This is a genomic window from Nocardia sp. FDAARGOS_372 (genome assembly GCF_002554515.1).
Lineage (GTDB): Bacteria > Actinomycetota > Actinomycetes > Mycobacteriales > Mycobacteriaceae > Nocardia > Nocardia farcinica.
On sequence record NZ_PDDW01000001.1, the window covers coordinates 3,928,324 to 3,944,150 of the forward strand.

The 15,827-nt window shown below is 72.1% G+C and carries 16 protein-coding genes; 9 read left to right on the forward strand and 7 right to left on the reverse strand.

The features are described from left to right. The first annotated feature begins 39 nt into the window (after positions 1 to 39). The gene (gene pgi / locus CRM89_RS18815) at positions 40 to 1,677 is read left to right on the forward strand and encodes a glucose-6-phosphate isomerase (protein ID WP_098087050.1); all 1,638 of its coding nucleotides are present in this window, start codon (positions 40 to 42) and stop codon (positions 1,675 to 1,677) included. 3 nt (positions 1,678 to 1,680) lie between these two features. Here the strand turns inward: pgi and CRM89_RS18820 are convergent, their stop codons facing one another. Next, positions 1,681 to 2,205 carry a potassium channel family protein gene (locus CRM89_RS18820; protein ID WP_011211534.1) on the reverse strand — a complete coding sequence of 175 codons (525 nt, stop codon included), beginning with the start codon at positions 2,203 to 2,205 and terminating at the stop codon, positions 1,681 to 1,683. Positions 2,206 to 2,264: 59 nt separating this feature from the next. Continuing rightward, a complete protein-coding gene (locus CRM89_RS18825; RefSeq protein ID WP_098085372.1) occupies positions 2,265 to 2,942 on the reverse strand; it encodes a nucleoside/nucleotide kinase family protein in 678 nt (225 codons plus the stop codon). A 225-nt stretch (positions 2,943 to 3,167) separates the two neighbouring features. Between CRM89_RS18825 and CRM89_RS18830 the strand changes: the two genes are divergently transcribed. Both CRM89_RS18830 and CRM89_RS18835 read left to right on the forward strand, forming a co-directional pair. Further along, positions 3,168 to 3,716 (forward strand): DUF3558 domain-containing protein, encoded by a 549-nt coding sequence (locus CRM89_RS18830; protein WP_172964543.1) that lies wholly within the window; start codon positions 3,168 to 3,170, stop codon positions 3,714 to 3,716. A 23-nt stretch (positions 3,717 to 3,739) separates the two neighbouring features. Further along, a complete protein-coding gene (locus CRM89_RS18835; protein ID WP_098085378.1) occupies positions 3,740 to 4,141 on the forward strand; it encodes a hypothetical protein in 402 nt (133 codons plus the stop codon). Positions 4,142 to 4,230: 89 nt separating this feature from the next. Here CRM89_RS18835 and CRM89_RS18840 read toward each other — a convergent pair whose 3' ends face one another. Beyond that, on the reverse strand, positions 4,231 to 5,853 hold the full coding sequence (locus tag CRM89_RS18840; RefSeq protein ID WP_098085380.1) for an acyl-CoA dehydrogenase family protein: 1,623 nt from the start codon (positions 5,851 to 5,853) through the stop codon (positions 4,231 to 4,233). Next, the gene (locus CRM89_RS18845; RefSeq protein WP_098085383.1) at positions 5,840 to 6,490 is read right to left on the reverse strand and encodes a TetR/AcrR family transcriptional regulator; all 651 of its coding nucleotides are present in this window, start codon (positions 6,488 to 6,490) and stop codon (positions 5,840 to 5,842) included. The genes CRM89_RS18840 and CRM89_RS18845 overlap by 14 nt, the downstream gene beginning before the upstream one ends. 110 nt (positions 6,491 to 6,600) lie before the next feature. Between CRM89_RS18845 and CRM89_RS18850 the strand changes: the two genes are divergently transcribed. Continuing rightward, entirely contained in the window at positions 6,601 to 7,362 is a 762-nt protein-coding gene (locus CRM89_RS18850; RefSeq protein WP_060595118.1) for a crotonase/enoyl-CoA hydratase family protein, read from the forward strand. A 53-nt stretch (positions 7,363 to 7,415) separates the two neighbouring features. Continuing rightward, on the forward strand, positions 7,416 to 8,687 hold the full coding sequence (locus tag CRM89_RS18855; protein ID WP_098087051.1) for a hypothetical protein: 1,272 nt from the start codon (positions 7,416 to 7,418) through the stop codon (positions 8,685 to 8,687). 18 nt (positions 8,688 to 8,705) lie between these two features. Here the strand turns inward: CRM89_RS18855 and CRM89_RS18860 are convergent, their stop codons facing one another. Next, complete coding sequence (locus CRM89_RS18860) at positions 8,706 to 9,383, reverse strand: pyridoxamine 5'-phosphate oxidase family protein (RefSeq protein ID WP_098085385.1); 678 nt, start codon at positions 9,381 to 9,383, stop codon at positions 8,706 to 8,708. A gap of 76 nt (positions 9,384 to 9,459) precedes the next feature. On the opposite strand from CRM89_RS18860, the gene CRM89_RS18865 reads away from it, so the two are divergent. Genes CRM89_RS18865 through CRM89_RS18880 form a run of 4 tightly spaced genes read left to right on the forward strand, consistent with a single transcriptional unit; the run spans position 9,460 to position 14,095 of the window. Then, complete coding sequence (locus CRM89_RS18865) at positions 9,460 to 10,884, forward strand: PLP-dependent aminotransferase family protein (RefSeq protein ID WP_098085387.1); 1,425 nt, start codon at positions 9,460 to 9,462, stop codon at positions 10,882 to 10,884. Between the two features lie 10 nt (positions 10,885 to 10,894). Further along, positions 10,895 to 11,140 (forward strand): DUF2630 family protein, encoded by a 246-nt coding sequence (locus CRM89_RS18870; RefSeq protein ID WP_098087052.1) that lies wholly within the window; start codon positions 10,895 to 10,897, stop codon positions 11,138 to 11,140. Beyond that, on the forward strand, positions 11,137 to 12,570 hold the full coding sequence (locus tag CRM89_RS18875) for an NAD(P)/FAD-dependent oxidoreductase (protein WP_060594337.1): 1,434 nt from the start codon (positions 11,137 to 11,139) through the stop codon (positions 12,568 to 12,570). Before CRM89_RS18870 ends, CRM89_RS18875 begins: the two co-directional genes overlap by 4 nt. Positions 12,571 to 12,583: 13 nt before the next feature. Further along, the gene (locus CRM89_RS18880; RefSeq protein WP_011211554.1) at positions 12,584 to 14,095 is read left to right on the forward strand and encodes a carboxylesterase/lipase family protein; all 1,512 of its coding nucleotides are present in this window, start codon (positions 12,584 to 12,586) and stop codon (positions 14,093 to 14,095) included. Positions 14,096 to 14,181: 86 nt separating this feature from the next. Here the strand turns inward: CRM89_RS18880 and CRM89_RS18885 are convergent, their stop codons facing one another. Together CRM89_RS18885 and cobF are read right to left on the reverse strand one after the other, a co-directional pair. After that, on the reverse strand, positions 14,182 to 15,051 hold the full coding sequence (locus tag CRM89_RS18885) for an Fpg/Nei family DNA glycosylase (RefSeq protein WP_098085390.1): 870 nt from the start codon (positions 15,049 to 15,051) through the stop codon (positions 14,182 to 14,184). Between the two features lie 9 nt (positions 15,052 to 15,060). Continuing rightward, positions 15,061 to 15,825 (reverse strand): precorrin-6A synthase (deacetylating), encoded by a 765-nt coding sequence (cobF, locus tag CRM89_RS18890; protein ID WP_060594335.1) that lies wholly within the window; start codon positions 15,823 to 15,825, stop codon positions 15,061 to 15,063. Between the last annotated feature and the right edge of the window lie 2 nt (positions 15,826 to 15,827).

The window sequence follows — 15,827 nt, forward strand, 5'->3', positions numbered from 1 at the left end:
CCCGTGCACGCCGCCGCGCCGGTGAGTACCCTCGCGGACGTGAGCAGCGACATCACCGCATCGGCGGCATGGCGGAAACTGCACGATCATCACGGCGCCCTCGCCCAGCGGCACCTGAGAGAGATCTTCGCCGAGGACCCGGAGCGCGGACGTGAGCTGACCCTCCAGGTCGCCGACCTGCACATCGACTACAGCAAACATCGCGCGACCCGCGAAACCCTGCAACTGCTGGTCGAATTGGCGCGCGAGGCCGGAGTGGAGGCCCACCGCGACGCGATGTTCGCGGGCGAGCACATCAACACCTCCGAGGACCGTGCCGTCGGCCATGTCGCGCTCCGGCTGCCTGCCGGCCGGACCATGACCATCGACGGCGCCGACGCGGGCGCCCAGGTCCACGAAGTCCTGCGCCGGATGGGCGAATTCACCGACGCGCTGCGCTCGGGGCAGTGGCGGGGCGCGACCGGCGAACGCATCGAGACCGTGGTCAACATCGGCATCGGCGGCTCCGACCTCGGCCCGGTGATGGTGCACCAGGCGCTGCGCCACTACGCCGACGCCGGGATCGCCGCCCGGTTCGTCTCCAACGTCGACCCGGCCGACCTGGTCGCCGAGCTCGCCGGCCTGAATCCGGCGACCACGCTGTTCATCGTCGCCTCCAAGACCTTCTCCACCCTCGAGACCCTCACCAACGCCACCGCCGCCCGCCGCTGGCTGGTCGCCGCGCTCGGCGAGGACGCGGTCGCCAAGCATTTCGTGGCGGTGTCCACCAATGCCGAGCGGGTGTCGGCCTTCGGCATCGACACCGCCAACATGTTCGGCTTCTGGGACTGGGTCGGCGGCCGCTACTCGGTGGATTCGGCGATCGGCCTGTCGGTGATGGCCACCATCGGCAAGGAGCGCTTCGCGGAGTTCCTGGCCGGAATGCACGCCGTGGACACGCATTTCGCGACCGCGCCGCTCGAGGCCAACGCCCCGGTGCTGCTCGGCCTGCTCGGCATCTGGTACGCGAACTTCTTCGGCGCGGAATCACGTGCGGTACTGCCGTATTCCAACGATCTCGCGCGCTTCCCGGCCTATCTGCAACAGTTGACGATGGAGTCCAACGGCAAGTCGGTGCGCGCCGACGGCACCCCCGTCACCACCGCCACCGGCGAGATCTTCTGGGGCGAGCCGGGCACCAACGGCCAGCACGCCTTCTACCAGCTGCTGCACCAGGGCACCCGACTGATCCCCGCCGACTTCATCGGCTTCGCCCGCCCCACCGACGACCTGCCGACCGCCGACGGCACCGGCAGCATGCACGACGTGCTGATGAGCAACCTGTTCGCCCAGACCAAGGTGCTCGCCTTCGGCAAAACGGCCGAGGAGATCGCCGCCGAGGGCACCGCACCGAACCTGGTGCCGCACAAGGTGATGCCCGGCAACCGCCCGAGCACCACCATCCTCGCCCCGCAACTGACCCCCGCGGTGGTCGGCCAGCTGATCGCGCTCTACGAACACCAGGTCTTCGTGGAGGGCGTCATCTGGGGCATCGACAGTTTCGACCAGTGGGGTGTGGAACTCGGCAAACAGCAGGCGCTGGCGCTGGCGCCGCTGCTCACCGCCGCCGAGGACCCCGCCCCGCAGGACGACTCCTCCACCGACGCACTGATCCGCTGGTACCGGGCCCACCGCTGACCGTCATTCGCGCGGCCGGTCGGCATCGAGCCTGCGCATGATCGTCGTGGTCATCACCGCGAGCAGCGTGCCGATGACCACGAGGTCGAACACGATCTGCACCATCACCGCGACCCGCGCGGCCTGCCCGACCGCGTGGATGTCGCCGAAGCCGACCGTGCCGAGGGTGACGATCGTGTAGTAGAGCGCGTCGGTGCGCGTCTCCAGTCCCGCGAACTGCCCCGGATCGTGCACCTCGAGCCGGTAGTAGAACAGCGCGAAGAACACGATCACCACCACGAGCACCAGCAGGATGCCGTCGACCTGCCGCCCCGGCCCCTCCGGCGCGGCGAGGTAGCGCCGCAGCTGGCGTGCCGCCAGCCAGACCGTCCCGCCGAGCCCGGCCAGGAACGCGACCAGCCCGAACACCCGGGTGAGCACCGGGGTGTCGGTGCCCCAATCCAGCGGCAGGCCGTAGTACAGCAGCAGCGCACAGAGCAGGGCCGCGCCGTTGCGCAGCACGCGGGCGCGGGTGCGGGTCGAGGTCATTCGTTCATGATCTGCCTTTGCCGGCACCGATCGGTGGTGTACGCGCCGGATTCCGCCGGTCAGGCGCGGACGTAGCGGCCGTCGCGTTCCCGGAGCACCAGATCGGCGCGCCGCCGGGTCCCGGCGACGAGACAAGCGTTGCGCAGGTCGCTGTCGGTCACCTTGCGGTGCGCGGCCGCGGGCGAGCGCCCGCCGTCGAGGTGGCGCCGGATCAGCCGGGGGGTGAGGACGCTCGGGTCGGCGTCGAGATACCAGCAGGCGTCGAGGAGGTTGCGGACCTCGTGCCAGGCGCCGAGCGCGGGATCGTCCACGAGGAGGTAGTTGCCCTCGGTGACGGCGATGCGTTCGGTCGTGAACACGACGCCCGCGGGAGTGGGCTCGTCGAGGGCACGGTCGAAGGTCGGCCACGTGACTTCGTGGCCGAGCGGAGTGTCCCGCAGGCGCTCCAGGTTCGCCACGTAGCCGGCGCTGTCGAAGGTGTCCGGCTCGCCCTTGTTCGGCAGCCTGCCCATTTCCCGCAGGCAGACGTTGGGGAGGTGGTAGCCGTCCATCGGGGCTTCGGCGGCGATGTTCTCACCGGCCAGCTCGTTCAGCTCGTGGCACAGGGCTTTCGCGAAAGTCGATTTCCCCGCGCCGGGTGGGCCGGCGATGCCGAGCAGGTAGCGGCGGTCGAGCCGCTGCGCTCGGGCCGACACATCGCGTGCCAGCGCAGCCGGTGAGATCTCGTCGTCGCCCACGGCGTCAGCGTATCGAGAGATTCGGGCTTCACATGGTTCTCACACCATCGCCCTCGAAAACGCCGCCCTCGAAACCTCGACCAGGGGCAGGAACCGGGGACCGGCGACCGCGATCAGGCCGGGAAACCACGGCGGTGTGAAGGCCGGCCCGAGCACGTCCGACCACGGCCGGTGGAACACCGCACGTCGTATATGTTGACAGTGTCGTCGATTCGGGGAGGGGACATGCACATCACCGCCACCGCCGCCCGCACCTCCATTGCCGTTGCCACGCTTCTCGGCGTGCTCACCGGCTGCGGAACCATCGATATCGGCGGCAGCCGGCCCGGCACGCCGACCGCGGCAGAGCCCGCGATGGACAACCTGCTCGACCCCTGCACCGACATCCGCGACGAATGGCTCATCGAGCTCGGGCTCGACCCGTCCACCGAACGCAACATCGTCAACCCGGACAAGGTCTCGTCGTGGCGGATCTGCGGGTGGGAACCGTCGGTCTTCAGCTACCGCATGGACCTGCTGTCGACCAGCCACACCATCGAGGACACTCGCAAGAATCCCAATGTCGAGATCATTCGCGAGATAACCATCGGAGGTCGGCAGGGACTCGTGAACAGGAACAAGATCGAAGGCGGTCGATCCTGCTACGTCAATTTGCCCGCCGAGCAAGGCATGTTCGCAATCGCGGTCGGCTGGTTCGATGACCGACCGATCCAGGAAGCGTGCAATCTCGCGATCGAACATGCCACCACCCTCGAACCGCACCTACCCAAGTAATCGAGCCTCTACTGGGGGACGGCATGGCCGACACGGAATCACACCTGAAGACCTGGCAGAACTTCAAAGAGCAGAGCATCAACGGCCAGTTCAAGCTCGACACCGAAATAGGCCGGGCCTTGTACAACCGATGCGAAGAGCTCCGGCAACAATTGCTGCGCATCAGGCAGGACGTGGAAGGAGTACGTTACCTTTCCGGCTACGGCGGCCTCCCGTCCGCCAACGAACTGCGAGTGAAGTTCGAGCAGAAGGCGACCGGCGGCGCACCCCACGATCCCAACGACAACGCCCTCGCCCGCATCGACCAGCACATCGAGATCGTCACCACCATGCGCGACGCCTACCTGGCCGCGATCGGCCGACTCCAGGCAGTAGACGAGGAGTCCAGCCGCACGCTGACCGCCCAGGGCGACGAAATCAACTGACCGTCAGCGCATTCCCCGAACTCGCACCAGACCGCCCTCGTACCAGCGGCCCGCCACCGACCCCACAGGTAGCCGGCGAGATCAGCCCCTCACTCCACGAATGCGCGCTCGATGATCGATTCGGTGTCGACCCCGGTCGGCAGTGTCCCGAACGCGATTCCCCAGTCATCCCCCAATCGGGTGGCGCAGAAGGCGTCGGCCACCGCGCGGTGTCCGTGCCGCACCAGCTGGGCGCCTTGCAGGACCAGGGCCATGAGTTCGACCACGCGCCGGGCCCGGTATTCGATGTCGGACAGGTCGGCGAGTTCCTTGCCGACGCGGTCGATGGCGTCGTCGAGGCGGGGGTTGTCGCCGCGGGCCTTGTTCACCTCGTCGAAGTAGGCCTGGACGGTGTCGGGTTGGCGGCCCATGGCGCGCAGGGCGTCTAGGGCGGCGACGTTGCCGGAGCCTTCCCAGATCGACATCAGCGGGGACTCGCGGTAGAGCCGGGGCATGCCGGATTCTTCGGCGTAGCCGTTGCCGCCGAGGCATTCGAGGGCTTCGGCGGTGAGCATGGGGGCGCGCTTGCACACCCAGTACTTGGTGACCGCGAGGGCGATGCGGCGCAGGTTCGCTTCGGCGGGGTCGTGGGCGGCGCGATCGGTGGCGCCGGCCAGCCGCATCATGACGGTGGTGGCGGCGTCGGATTCGATCACCAGGTCGGCGAGGACGTTGCGCATGGCGGGCTGGTCGATCAGCTTCGCGCCGAACGCTTCCCGGTGCCGGGCGTGGTGCACGGCGTGGACGGTCGCCTGGCGCATGTTGGTGGCCGAACCGATGACGCAGTCCAGGCGGGTCATGTTGACCATCTCGATGATGGTCTTCACGCCGTGGCCTTCGGGACCGACGAGCCAGCCGGTGGCGTTCTCGTATTCGATCTCCGACGAGGCGTTGGACTTGTTGCCGAGCTTGTCCTTGAGGCGCTGGATGCGGATGGGGTTGCGGGTGCCGTCGGGCAGCACGCGCGGCAGCAGGAAGCAGGACAGGCCGCCGGGGGCTTGCGCCAGGGTGAGGAACATGTCCGACATCGGCGCGGAGGTGAACCACTTGTGGCCGACGATGCGGTAGGTGCCGTCGGGCTGCGGTGTCGCGGTGGTGGTGTTGGCGCGCACGTCGGAGCCGCCCTGCTTCTCCGTCATCGACATGCCCGCGATGAGTCCGGCCTTGCCGGTGGGCTCGCGCAGGCCGAAATCGTAGACGCGGGAGCCGAGCAGCGGCTCGTACTTCGCGGCCAGCTCGGGGTTGTGGCGCAGGGCGGGCACGGCGGCGTAGGTCATCGAGATGGGACACATGTGACCGGCGTCGGCGGCGCCCCAGGTGTAGAACTTGGCGGCGCGGGCGACGTGCGCGCCGGGGCGTTCGTCGAGCCAGGGGGCGGCGTGCAGGCCGTGGCCGACGGCGACCGTCATGAGTTCGTGCCAGTACGGGTGGAATTCGACTTCGTCGATGCGATGGCCGTAGCGGTCGTGGGTGTGCAGGACCGGCGGGTACTCGTTGGCGAGCCTGCCCCACTCCTGCGCGCGCTCACCGCCGGCGAGCGCGCCGAGTTCGCGCACCTCGGCCTCGGCCCAGCCCGCGCCCTCGCGGTGCAGGCCCTCGAGCAGCGCGGGATTGCGCGAGACGTCGAAGGGCACGATGTTCGGGACCTGGTTGAAGACCTCATGAGTCTGCATCGGACACTCCTGTTTCCGGCGCGGTCGTGGCCGCGCGAGCCCGCTCCGGCACACCGAGTGCGCGCCGGGCGAAGGTGACGAGTTGGGGCACGACGGATTCGCTGTGCGGGGCGTCGGCCAGCGGGCCGACGAGCACCTCACCGATCGCGCCGACCAGGGCGGCGGCGGTGGTGCGGGCGTCCTGGCCGGGAAGCTCGCCGGCGGCGACGCCGTCGGACACGGCGGCGGCGAACGCGTCGGCGAAGGCGCGGCGGAAGCGCAGGCGCTCGGCGTCGACCACCGCGTCGACCGGTTCGGCCAGCAGCACGTAGGCCAGTTTCGGGTTCTTCAGGGCGCGGCCGGCGAAGGTCTCCACCGCGGCGACCACCCGCTCGACGGCGCCGCCCTCGGCCGCGGCGGCGGCGACCGCGTCCACCTCGCGGGCGACCACGGCCCGGAACACGGCGGTGACCAGCTCGGCCTTGCCGGCGAAGTGCTTGTAGACGGTGCCGGTGGCCACGCCGGCGTTGGCCGCGACCGCCGCCATCGACAGTCCCGCGAAGCCCGCCTCCGACAGCACCCTGGTCGCGGCCTGCACGATCTGGCCGGCCTGGGCGTCGAGCCTGGCCTGCACGGCGGGGGTTCTGCGATACGGCACACAAGAAGTGAATCACGGCTTCACTTCTTCACGCAAGGGGTCGTGCGGGACGGGTCCGCGCGGTTATCGTCGACGGGATGAGCCGGAGCGAGGACGTCGAACGGGGTGCCATGAGCGTGCGGGTGGAGAAGAACGGGCCGGTCACCACGGTGATCCTGGATCGCCCGCAGGCGCGCAACGCCGTGGACGGGCCGACCGCCGCCGCGCTGGCCGCGGCCTTCCGCGAGTTCGACGCCGACCCCGAGGCCGCCGCGGCGGTGCTGTGGGGCGCGGGCGGAACGTTCTGCGCGGGGGCGGATCTCAAATCGCTCGGGACGGAACGATCCAATCGGGCCGAGGAGGACGGGGACGGGCCGATGGGGCCGACCCGGATGGTGTTGAGCAAGCCGGTCATCGCGGCGATCTCCGGCTATGCCGTGGCGGGCGGGCTGGAGCTGGCGCTCTGGTGCGATCTGCGGGTGGCCGAGGAGGACAGCACGCTCGGGGTGTTCTGCCGCCGCTGGGGTGTGCCGCTGATCGACGGCGGCACCGTGCGGCTGCCCCGGCTGATCGGCGCGAGCCGCGCGATGGATCTGGTGCTCACCGGTCGCGCCGTCGACGCCGCGGAAGCACTGGCGATGGGCCTGGTCAATCGGGTGGTGCCGGCCGGGCAGGCGCGCACGGCCGCCGAGCAGCTGGCCGCCGAGCTGGCCGCGCTCCCGCAGACCTGCCTGCGCTCGGATCGGATGTCGTTGCTGGAACAGCAGGGCATGGACGAACAGGACGCGCTGCGCAACGAGTTCCGGCACGGGCTGCGAGCCCTGGCCGACGGTGCACTGGAGGGGGCACAGCGCTTCGCCGCGGGCGCGGGCAGGCACGGCGCGCGGGCGTGAGGTCCGCGCGGCTCGGCGTCGTCGACGAGATCTTCCTGCGAACCCATCGCGGGATGGGCACTCCCATTGCGCTGCAAGGACTCTGGCGCACCGCCGACCCGGTCGACCCTGTCCTGCTGGAGCGGGTGCACGCGGCGCTGGCCGTGGGCGAGCTGGGGCGGCGCGTGGTCCGTCCGCGGGTGCCGGGGGCCCGCCGGGGTTGGCGACGAAATGTGCGCGCCCATCCGCTCGTGCTGGAACCGCGTCCCGTCGCGGACCTGCTCGGATGGGCCGACGGGCAGGGGTTCGACCTGGACCCGGAGTTCGGGCCGGGTTGGCGGTTGGCGGCCGCGCCGCTGCCCGACGGCGGCACCGTCGTGGCGTTGACCTGCTCGCACGCGTTGGCGGACGCGCGGGGGCTGGTGATCGCGGTGGACCGGGCGCTGGCGCGGGCACATGTCCCGGCGGACGGGAACGACCTGGGCGCGGCGCCCGCGACCCCGAGCAGCAGCCGCGCGGACACCGCCGACGCGGCGGCGGAGTGGGCCGACGCGCTGCATCAGTGGACGACGGTCATCGGCGGGACGGCCCGCGCGGCACTGTCGGCGCTGCGACCGGGCCGGCGGGGCGCACCGAGCGGCGACCGGCATCGGGGCGGCGCACCGCAGCAGTGCCGGTCGGACACGGGAAACGTGGTGGCACACGCGGCGCACAGCGTGGTCGCCGCCGTCGACGCCGCGACGTGGGACCGGGTGGCCGCGGAAACGGGCGGGACGGCCAACAGCCTGTTCATCCACCTCGTCGCCCAGGTGCTCTTGGCCTCCGGCTTTCCCCGCGACGAGCTGACGGCGAGCCTGCCCGTGGACACGCGCGACGAGCCACGCGTCGCCAACGATCTGGCGATGACCTCGATCGTCGTGCGTCGCTCCGATACCCCGGCATCCGTGCGGGCGAAGGCGCGCGCCGCCTACGAGCGCCGAATGACGGCACCGGCCGGCCTGCCGGAGGAGATCCTCCAGGTGGTGCCGGACCGGGTCGCGCACGCGATGGCGCGCGGCGCCGGTGAACGCGACATCCTGTGCTCCAACATCGGCGACCTGCCCGACTCGCTGCTGACGCTCGGCGAAAGCCGGTGCACCGGTGTGGCGGCGCGCGCCATCCACCCCGGGCTGGACGCGCGCACCCGGCCGCGCACCCGCCTGTCCGGTTACCTGTGCCGGATCGGCGGCGACTACACGCTGTGTCTGGTCGCCCTCGACCCACCGGGGATCGATTCCCCGGCGGCCCTGCGCGACGCAGCGGTGCGGGTCGGCGCGGAACTCCGCCTACCGCTGCGCTTCTGGTGAGCCACCGGGCCGGCCCGCTCACCCCACCGCCACCGCCCCGCGCCCGAGCACGGACGGTGGCACCGGCACCCCCGCCGCCAGATCCGCGCTCGGTACCGGTGCGTCGAACACCTGCCGCATCGGCAGCACCCCGGCCCACACGCCACCCGCGGCGATGTCGTCCGCGTCGTCGCGTGGATCGCCGGTGCGCACCTTCACCGACGCCTCGGTGAGATCCACGGCCAGGACGAGGGTGGCGGCCATCTCCTTGCGGCTCGGCGGACGCACCCGGTCCCAGGAGCCGGGCGCGGTGTGCTCGACGATGCGGCGCAACGCGTCCAGGCGCGCCGCGTGGTCGGTCACCTCGACGGCGCGGCCACGGATCACCGCCGAGCGGTAGTTGGCCGAGAAATGCATGGCCGAACGGGCGTAGACGACACCGTCGACGTGGGTGACGGCGACCGACACCTCGGCGTCGCGGGCGGCGCGCAGGTTGCCCGCGCCGGTCGAGCCGTGCAGGTAGAGGAAGGCGCCGTCGTGGCCGTAGACGGTCGGTAGCACCAGCGGACTGCCGTCGAGCACGACACCGAGGTGGCAGACGAACCCGGCGTCGAGCACCGCGTCGAGAGCGGCGCGGTCGGCACGGGCGCGATCCTTCAGCCGGGTGGGTGTGCTGCGCGGGGTAGGTGAGAGCGGCGGGCGGGCGGTGGCGTCCATGCACCCAGCATGGGCGCGCGAGTGGCATGATCGAAGGGCCAATTCCGCATTACTTCGACAGGCCAATCGAGGGAACGTGCTCGACGAGTTGCCGATCGTCCTCGACCGCGAGAGCCCGCGGCCGCTGGCCGTGCAGGTGGCCGACGCCCTGCGCGCCGCCGCCACCGGCGGCCTGCTGCGCGCGGGCGACCGGCTGCCGTCCACCAGGGCGCTGGCCCAGCGGCTCGCGATCAGCCGCAGCGTGACCGCCGCGGCCTACGAGCAGTTGCACGCGGAGGGCTGGATCGACGGGCGCCGCGGCTCGGGCACCTATCTGACCACGGCCCCGGCCGCCGCACCGGCGCGTCGCGACGGCTCGACCACCGGCACGCGACCGGGCCGCCGCTACGACTTCGCACCCGGCGCGCCCTGCGTCGACGCACTCGACCGGGCGGCGTGGCGGCGCGCGTGGCGGGCGGCGGCGGACCATCCGCCCCTCGTGCGCAAGGACCGCGCGGGCGACCCGGCCTACCGGGCGGCGGTGGCCGACCATCTGCTGCGGCACCGCGGGCTGGTGGCGGGCGCGGACACCGTGGTGCTGGCCACCGCGGGCACCAGCGCGGCGGTCGGCGAACTCGCGGCGGCGCTGCTGCGGCCCGGTGACGCCGTCGCCGTGGAGAACCCCGGCTATCAGCGGGCGATCGGCGCGTTCCGCGCGGCGGGGGTTCGGGTGTGCCCGGTGCCGGTGGACGACCACGGTCTGCGCGTGGACCTGATTCCGGCGGGGGTGCGCGCGGTGTATTGCACGCCGGCCCACCAGTTTCCGCTCGGCGCGCGGATGCCCGCGGCGCGGCGGGTGCAGCTGATCGAACATGCCCGGCGCACCGGCGCGCTGGTCGTCGAGGACGACTACGACGGCGAACTCCGCTACGACACCGCACCGCTGCCGCTGCTCGCCGCGCTCGCGCCGGACGTGGTGGTGCATCTGGGCACCACGAGCAAGATCCTGTCCCCGACGCTGGGCGTGGGCTGGCTGGTCGCCGCGCCGGCCGTCGCCGCCGCGGTGCTCGCGCACCGGGAGCGTACGGGCACCTCGCCGAGCCCGGCGGGGCAGGCGATGCTGGCCGAGTTCGCCCGGCACGGCGACCTCGCCCGGCATCTGCGCCGCCTGCGCCGTACCGTCGCGCCGCGCCGCGAACTCGTGGTCACCGCGCTGCGCGAGCGGGGGCTCACCGTCGTCGGCGACGACGCGGGCTCGCACGTGGTGGTGCCGCTGCCCGACGCGGCCGCCGAACGCGCCGCCGTGCGCGCGGGCGCGGCCGCCGGCCTGGGTTTCGACCCGCTCGGGCAGCACCATCTCGACGGCGCGCACCAGCCCGACGGCGGCGAGCGCACCTACGGCATCCCGCTCGGCTACACCGCGCTGGCCTGGGCCGACCTGGTCACGGCCGTGCCGATGGCGGCGAAATGCCTGGCCGACGCCGCCGCCGAGGGCCCTGCCGGGAGGCCGACACCGCCGTAGCATGGTCTGCATGACCGAACAGGACATCCTGGCACGCATCAAGCAACTGGTCGACGACGAGCACACGTTGCGCGCGAAGGCGACCGCGGGCGAGGTGGACCCGGTGACCGAACGCAAGCGACTGGCCGAGCTGGAAGTGATGCTCGACCAGTGCTGGGATCTGCTGCGTCAGCGGCGCGCCCGGATCGATGCGGGCGACTCGCCGGATGACGCGCAGGTCAATTCGCCCCGCCAGGTCGAGGGCTATCTGCAGTGACCGCACCGGCTCCCGCCGCCGAATACGACGTCATCGTGATCGGCGGTGGGCCCGCCGGGGAGAACGCCGCCGCCTACGCCATCGCGGGCAGTGACCGCACCGCCGCGATCGTGGAACGCGAGCTCGTCGGCGGCGAATGTTCCTACTGGGCGTGTATGCCCAGCAAGGCCCTGCTGCGGCCCGGCCATGTGCTGGCCGCCGCCCGGGCGCTGCCCGGCGTGCGGGCCGAGGGCCTCGACGTCGCGGCCGTGCTGCGCCGCCGCGACGCGATCGTGCACGACCACGACGACTCCGGCCAGGTGGACTGGGCGCGCCAGAACCGGATCGAGGTGATCCGCGGCGCCGGGCGGCTGGCAGGCGAACGGCTCGTCGAGGTCGACGGCCGCCGCTACCGGGCCCGGCACGCGGTGGTGCTGGCGACCGGCACGAAAGCCAATGTCCCGGATACGCCGGGCCTGCGCGATGCGCTGCCGTGGACCTCGCGCGACGCCACCAACCTGCACGAGGTGCCCGGCCGGGTGGCGATCATCGGCGGCGGCGTGGTCGCCTGCGAGGCGGCGACCTGGCTGCGCGCCCTCGGCGCCGAGGTGACGCTGCTGGTGCGGGGCAAGGCGCTGCTCACCGGGACCGAGCCGTTCGCGGGCGAGCGGGTGGCCGAGGCGTTGGGCGCGGCGGGGGTCACGGTGCGGTTCGGCACCGAACCCGAACGGGTAGCGCGCGAACACCCCCGCGACACGGGCGAGGGACACGTGCACGGCGGTCCGGTCACCCTGCACCTGCGCGGCGGCGAGACGCTGGCCGTGGACGAGGTCGTCGTCGCCGCGGGCCGCGGCCCCGCCACCGCAGGCCTCGGGCTCGACCGGGTGGGGCTGCCGGAGGGATACGTCGAGGTCGACGACCAGCTCACCGCGACCGGCGTCGCCGGGAACTGGCTCTACGCCGTCGGGGACGTCAACCATCGCGCCGCCCTCACGCACATGGGCAAATACCAGGCCAGGATCTGCGGTGACGTGATCGCCGCGCGTGCCGAAGGCCGTCCGCTCACCGGCGCCCGCTACACCGCCTCCGCCGACCACGGGCAGGTGACGCAGGTGGTGTTCACCGACCCCGAGGTGGCCGCGGTCGGGCTCACCGAGGCGGCGGCGCGCGAGCAGGGGCTGACCGTGCGGGCCGTGGAACTCGACATCGCGGTGGCCGGGTCGGCGCTGGCGCGCGACGACTACCGCGGGCGCGCCAAACTGGTGGTCGACGCCGAGGCCGGGGTTCCGGTCGGCGCGACCTTCGTCGGACCCGGCGTCGGTGAACTGCTGCACGCGGCGACCGTCGCGGTGGTGGGGCGGGTGCCGATGGAGACGCTGTGGCACGCGGTGCCGGCATATCCGACGGTCAGCGAGATCTGGTTGCGTCTGTCGGAGGCCTACCGGGGCTAGTTACGATCGACCGATGGTGGCAACGATCGACATCACGACCGCCGACGGGGTCGTCCGCGGTCGCCGCGGACGCCGGGTGCTGCGCTGGCGGGCCCTGCCCTACGCGGCGCCACCGGTGGGCGAGCTGCGCTTCCGCGCCCCGCAACCGGTGCAGCCCTGGTCGGGCGTGCGGGACGCGACCGAGTTCGCCTCGGCGTCGTTCCAGCATCGCGGCGGTGCCCGTATCGGCGCGCGCACCTATCAGCCGACCAGCGAGGATTCGCTGACACTGAATGTCATCGTGCCCGCGACCCCGGCGATCACCCCGCGTCCGGTGATGGTGTTCATCCACGGCGGCGGTTACGTGATGGGCACCTCCGCGCTCGGCCTGTACTCCGGCGCGCGACTGGCGCTGCGCGGCGACGTGGTGGTCGTGACGCTGAACTACCGGCTCGGCGCCTTCGGCTACGTCGACTTCAGCGAATTCGCCACGCCCGCAAGGCCGTTCGACAACAACCTCGGCCTGCGCGACCAGGTGGCGGCACTGGAGTGGGTGCGGCGCAACATCGCCGCGTTCGGCGGCGACCCGGACAACGTCACCATCTTCGGCGAATCCGCCGGTGCGCACGCCGTGCTCGCACTGTTGGCCACCCCCGCCGCGCACGGTCTCTTCCATCGCGGCATCGCCCAGAGCCCGCCCGCGGACTGGGGCCTGAGCGCCGCGGACGCCGCCGAATTCGCCCGCCGCCTGGTCGAGCGCCTCGGCATCGACCCCGCCGATGCGGCACGTGCCCTCACCGACCTGCCCGCCAACGACATCCGCCGCGCCGCCGACCGCGCGATGGCCGCCGCCGGACGCCAGCGTCCCGGCTTCTTCCCCATCTGCCCGGTCGCCGACGGCGACTACCTGCCGCAGGCGCCCGTCGACGCCATCGCGGCGGGCACTGCCGCGGCCGTGCCGCTGATCATCGGCACCTGCCGCGACGAAGGCCAGCTCTTCGCCCGCTTCGCCGACTACCTGCCCACCAATCCCGACCGGCTGCACCGCATCCTGTCCGCCGAGGGCGACGAGGTCGAAAAGCGGGTCGTGGCGGCCTATCCCGGCTACCCGGGGGCGCGGGCCGCGGTGCGGATGGGTGGCGACTACGTGTTCTGGCGTCCCTCGGTGGAGGTGATGGAGGGCCACAGCAGGCACGCCCCCACCTACGCCTACCGCTACGACTACGCCCCCCGGGCACTGCAACTCGCCGGGATCGGGGCCACCCACGCCACCGACCTCATCCCGGTCTTCGGCGCCGCCGACACCCCGCTCGGACGCGCGCTCACCGCGGCGGGCGGTGCCCGGGGCCTGGCCGCCGTGACCCGGCAGTTCCAGGACAACTGGCTGGCCTTCGCCCGCACCGGCACGCCACTGCCGTCCTGGCCGGAGTACACCGAGGAGAACCGGCTCACCCTGATCATCGACGACCCCACCCGGGTGATCGGCGATCCGGACCGCGAGCGACGACTGGCGTGGTCGGGCGTCAGGGTGCCGACCCTGACCTGATCGGCGCCCGCCTGCTCACCCGCTCAGGCCACGCTCGGTCCAGCGGCCGCTGAGTTCGACTCGACCGCCCAGCGCACGCAACCCGCTCACTTGAGCAGCCGCGACATGCGCCGGTCGGCGAGCACCTTCCCGCCGGTCTGGCAGGTGGGGCAGTACTGGAACGACCGTTCGGCGTAGGAGACCTCGCGCACGGTGTCCCCGCACACCGGGCAGGGCTGGCCGGTGCGGGCGTGCACCCGCATGCCCGAGCGTTTCTCGCCCTTGAGCCGGGCCGCGTCCTGCCCCACCGAGCGCTGCACCGCGTCGGTGAGCACGGCGCGCATCGCCGCGTAGAGTTCGGCGATCTTCTCGGCGGGCAGGGTCTTGGTGTTGGCGAACGGCGAGATCTTGGCGGTGTGCAGGATCTCGTCGGAGTAGGCGTTGCCGATGCCCGCGAGCAGCGCCTGATCCACCAGCGCGGTCTTGAGCCGCTGCGAGGTGCCGTGCAGGAGTTCGGCGAACTGGGGTTCGCTCACCTCGAGCGCGTCGGGCCCGAGCCGGGCGATACCGGGGACCAGCTTGGGATCGTCGACCACGTAGACGGCCAGACGCTTTTTCGTGCCCGCCTCGGTGAGGTCGAACGCGGGTGTGGCGCCCTCGGGGGTGAAGAAGTGCACCCGCAGCGCCAGCGGGCTCTTGCCGCCGGGCTTGGGTGGATTCGGGTTGGGTTCGTCGATCCAGCGCAGCCAGCCGCCGCGGGACAGATGCGTGATCAGCCACAGCCCCGAACAGTCCATGCCGAGGAACTTGCCCCAGCGTGCCGCGCCGCTGACGTCGCGGCCGGACAGCCCGGTGACCGGCGGGTCGAAGGTCTTCACCGCGCTCAGCGCGGCCACATCGACTCGCCCCACCACCGCGCCGACGGCGTGTTCGCGCAGGAACTGGGCCAGCGCCTCCACTTCGGGTAGCTCGGGCACATCGCCAGGCTACCCGGCCGCACCGACATTCCCCGGGGTACGACGCAGCAGGTAGATGTCCATGATCCAGCCCTTGCGGTCCCGCAGCCGCGCCCGGACCGCGGCGATGCGCTCCCCCACCTCGCGCAGCGGCCCCGCGATCAACGTCTCGTCCGGCATGCCGAGATAGGCGCCCCACCAGATGTGCACGTCCGGCTCGGCGACGGTGGTGAACGAGCACTCCCCGTCGAGCATCACCAGCGTCGAGCCCGGCCCGAGACCTTCCTCGCGCAGCTTGCGGCCGGTGGTGATGTGCACCGGCTCGCCGATGTCGTGCAGCACGATGCGATGCCGGGCCGCCAGCGCCTGCGCGCTGGTGATGCCGGGGATCACCTCGTAGTCGAAGCGCATCGCGCCGCGCGCGAGCACCCGCTCGACCATGCGCAGGGTGCTGTCGTAGAGGGACGGGTCGCCCCAGACCAGGATGCCGCCCACCCCGCCGGTTTCCGCGAACGCCTGTTCCAGCAGCAGCGAGCGCCGCTCGTGCCAGTCCTCGACCACCCCGCGATAGTCGTCCGGTGTGCGATCGCGCGGCGGATCCGGGATCGGCACCACCCGGTAGGGCCGGTCCACGTGCGCGTGCAGGATCGCGGTCCGCAGCTCGGCCAGCTCGCGCTTCTGCTCGCCCTTGCCGATCACGAAGAACACCTCGACCTGCCGCATGGCCGCGACGGCCTGCATCGTCACCTGGCCGGGGTCGCCGGCGCCGATGCCGATCACGTAGAGCTTGCGCATTC

Excerpts from the sequence above, each read along its gene's own strand:
- CRM89_RS18820 (WP_011211534.1), bottom strand. The coding sequence starts at position 2,205 with ATGACCTCGACCCGCACCCGCGCCCGCGTGCTGCGCAACGGCGCGGCC.
- CRM89_RS18830 (WP_172964543.1), top strand. The coding sequence starts at position 3,168 with ATGCACATCACCGCCACCGCCGCCCGCACCTCCATTGCCGTTGCCACG.
- CRM89_RS18835 (WP_098085378.1), top strand. The coding sequence starts at position 3,740 with ATGGCCGACACGGAATCACACCTGAAGACCTGGCAGAACTTCAAAGAG.
- CRM89_RS18840 (WP_098085380.1), bottom strand. The coding sequence starts at position 5,853 with ATGCAGACTCATGAGGTCTTCAACCAGGTCCCGAACATCGTGCCCTTC.
- CRM89_RS18850 (WP_060595118.1), top strand. The coding sequence starts at position 6,601 with ATGAGCGTGCGGGTGGAGAAGAACGGGCCGGTCACCACGGTGATCCTG.
- CRM89_RS18855 (WP_098087051.1), top strand. The coding sequence starts at position 7,416 with ATGGGCACTCCCATTGCGCTGCAAGGACTCTGGCGCACCGCCGACCCG.
- CRM89_RS18860 (WP_098085385.1), bottom strand. The coding sequence starts at position 9,383 with ATGGACGCCACCGCCCGCCCGCCGCTCTCACCTACCCCGCGCAGCACA.
- CRM89_RS18870 (WP_098087052.1), top strand. The coding sequence starts at position 10,895 with ATGACCGAACAGGACATCCTGGCACGCATCAAGCAACTGGTCGACGAC.
- CRM89_RS18880 (WP_011211554.1), top strand. The coding sequence starts at position 12,584 with ATGGTGGCAACGATCGACATCACGACCGCCGACGGGGTCGTCCGCGGT.
- cobF (WP_060594335.1), bottom strand. The coding sequence starts at position 15,825 with ATGCGCAAGCTCTACGTGATCGGCATCGGCGCCGGCGACCCCGGCCAG.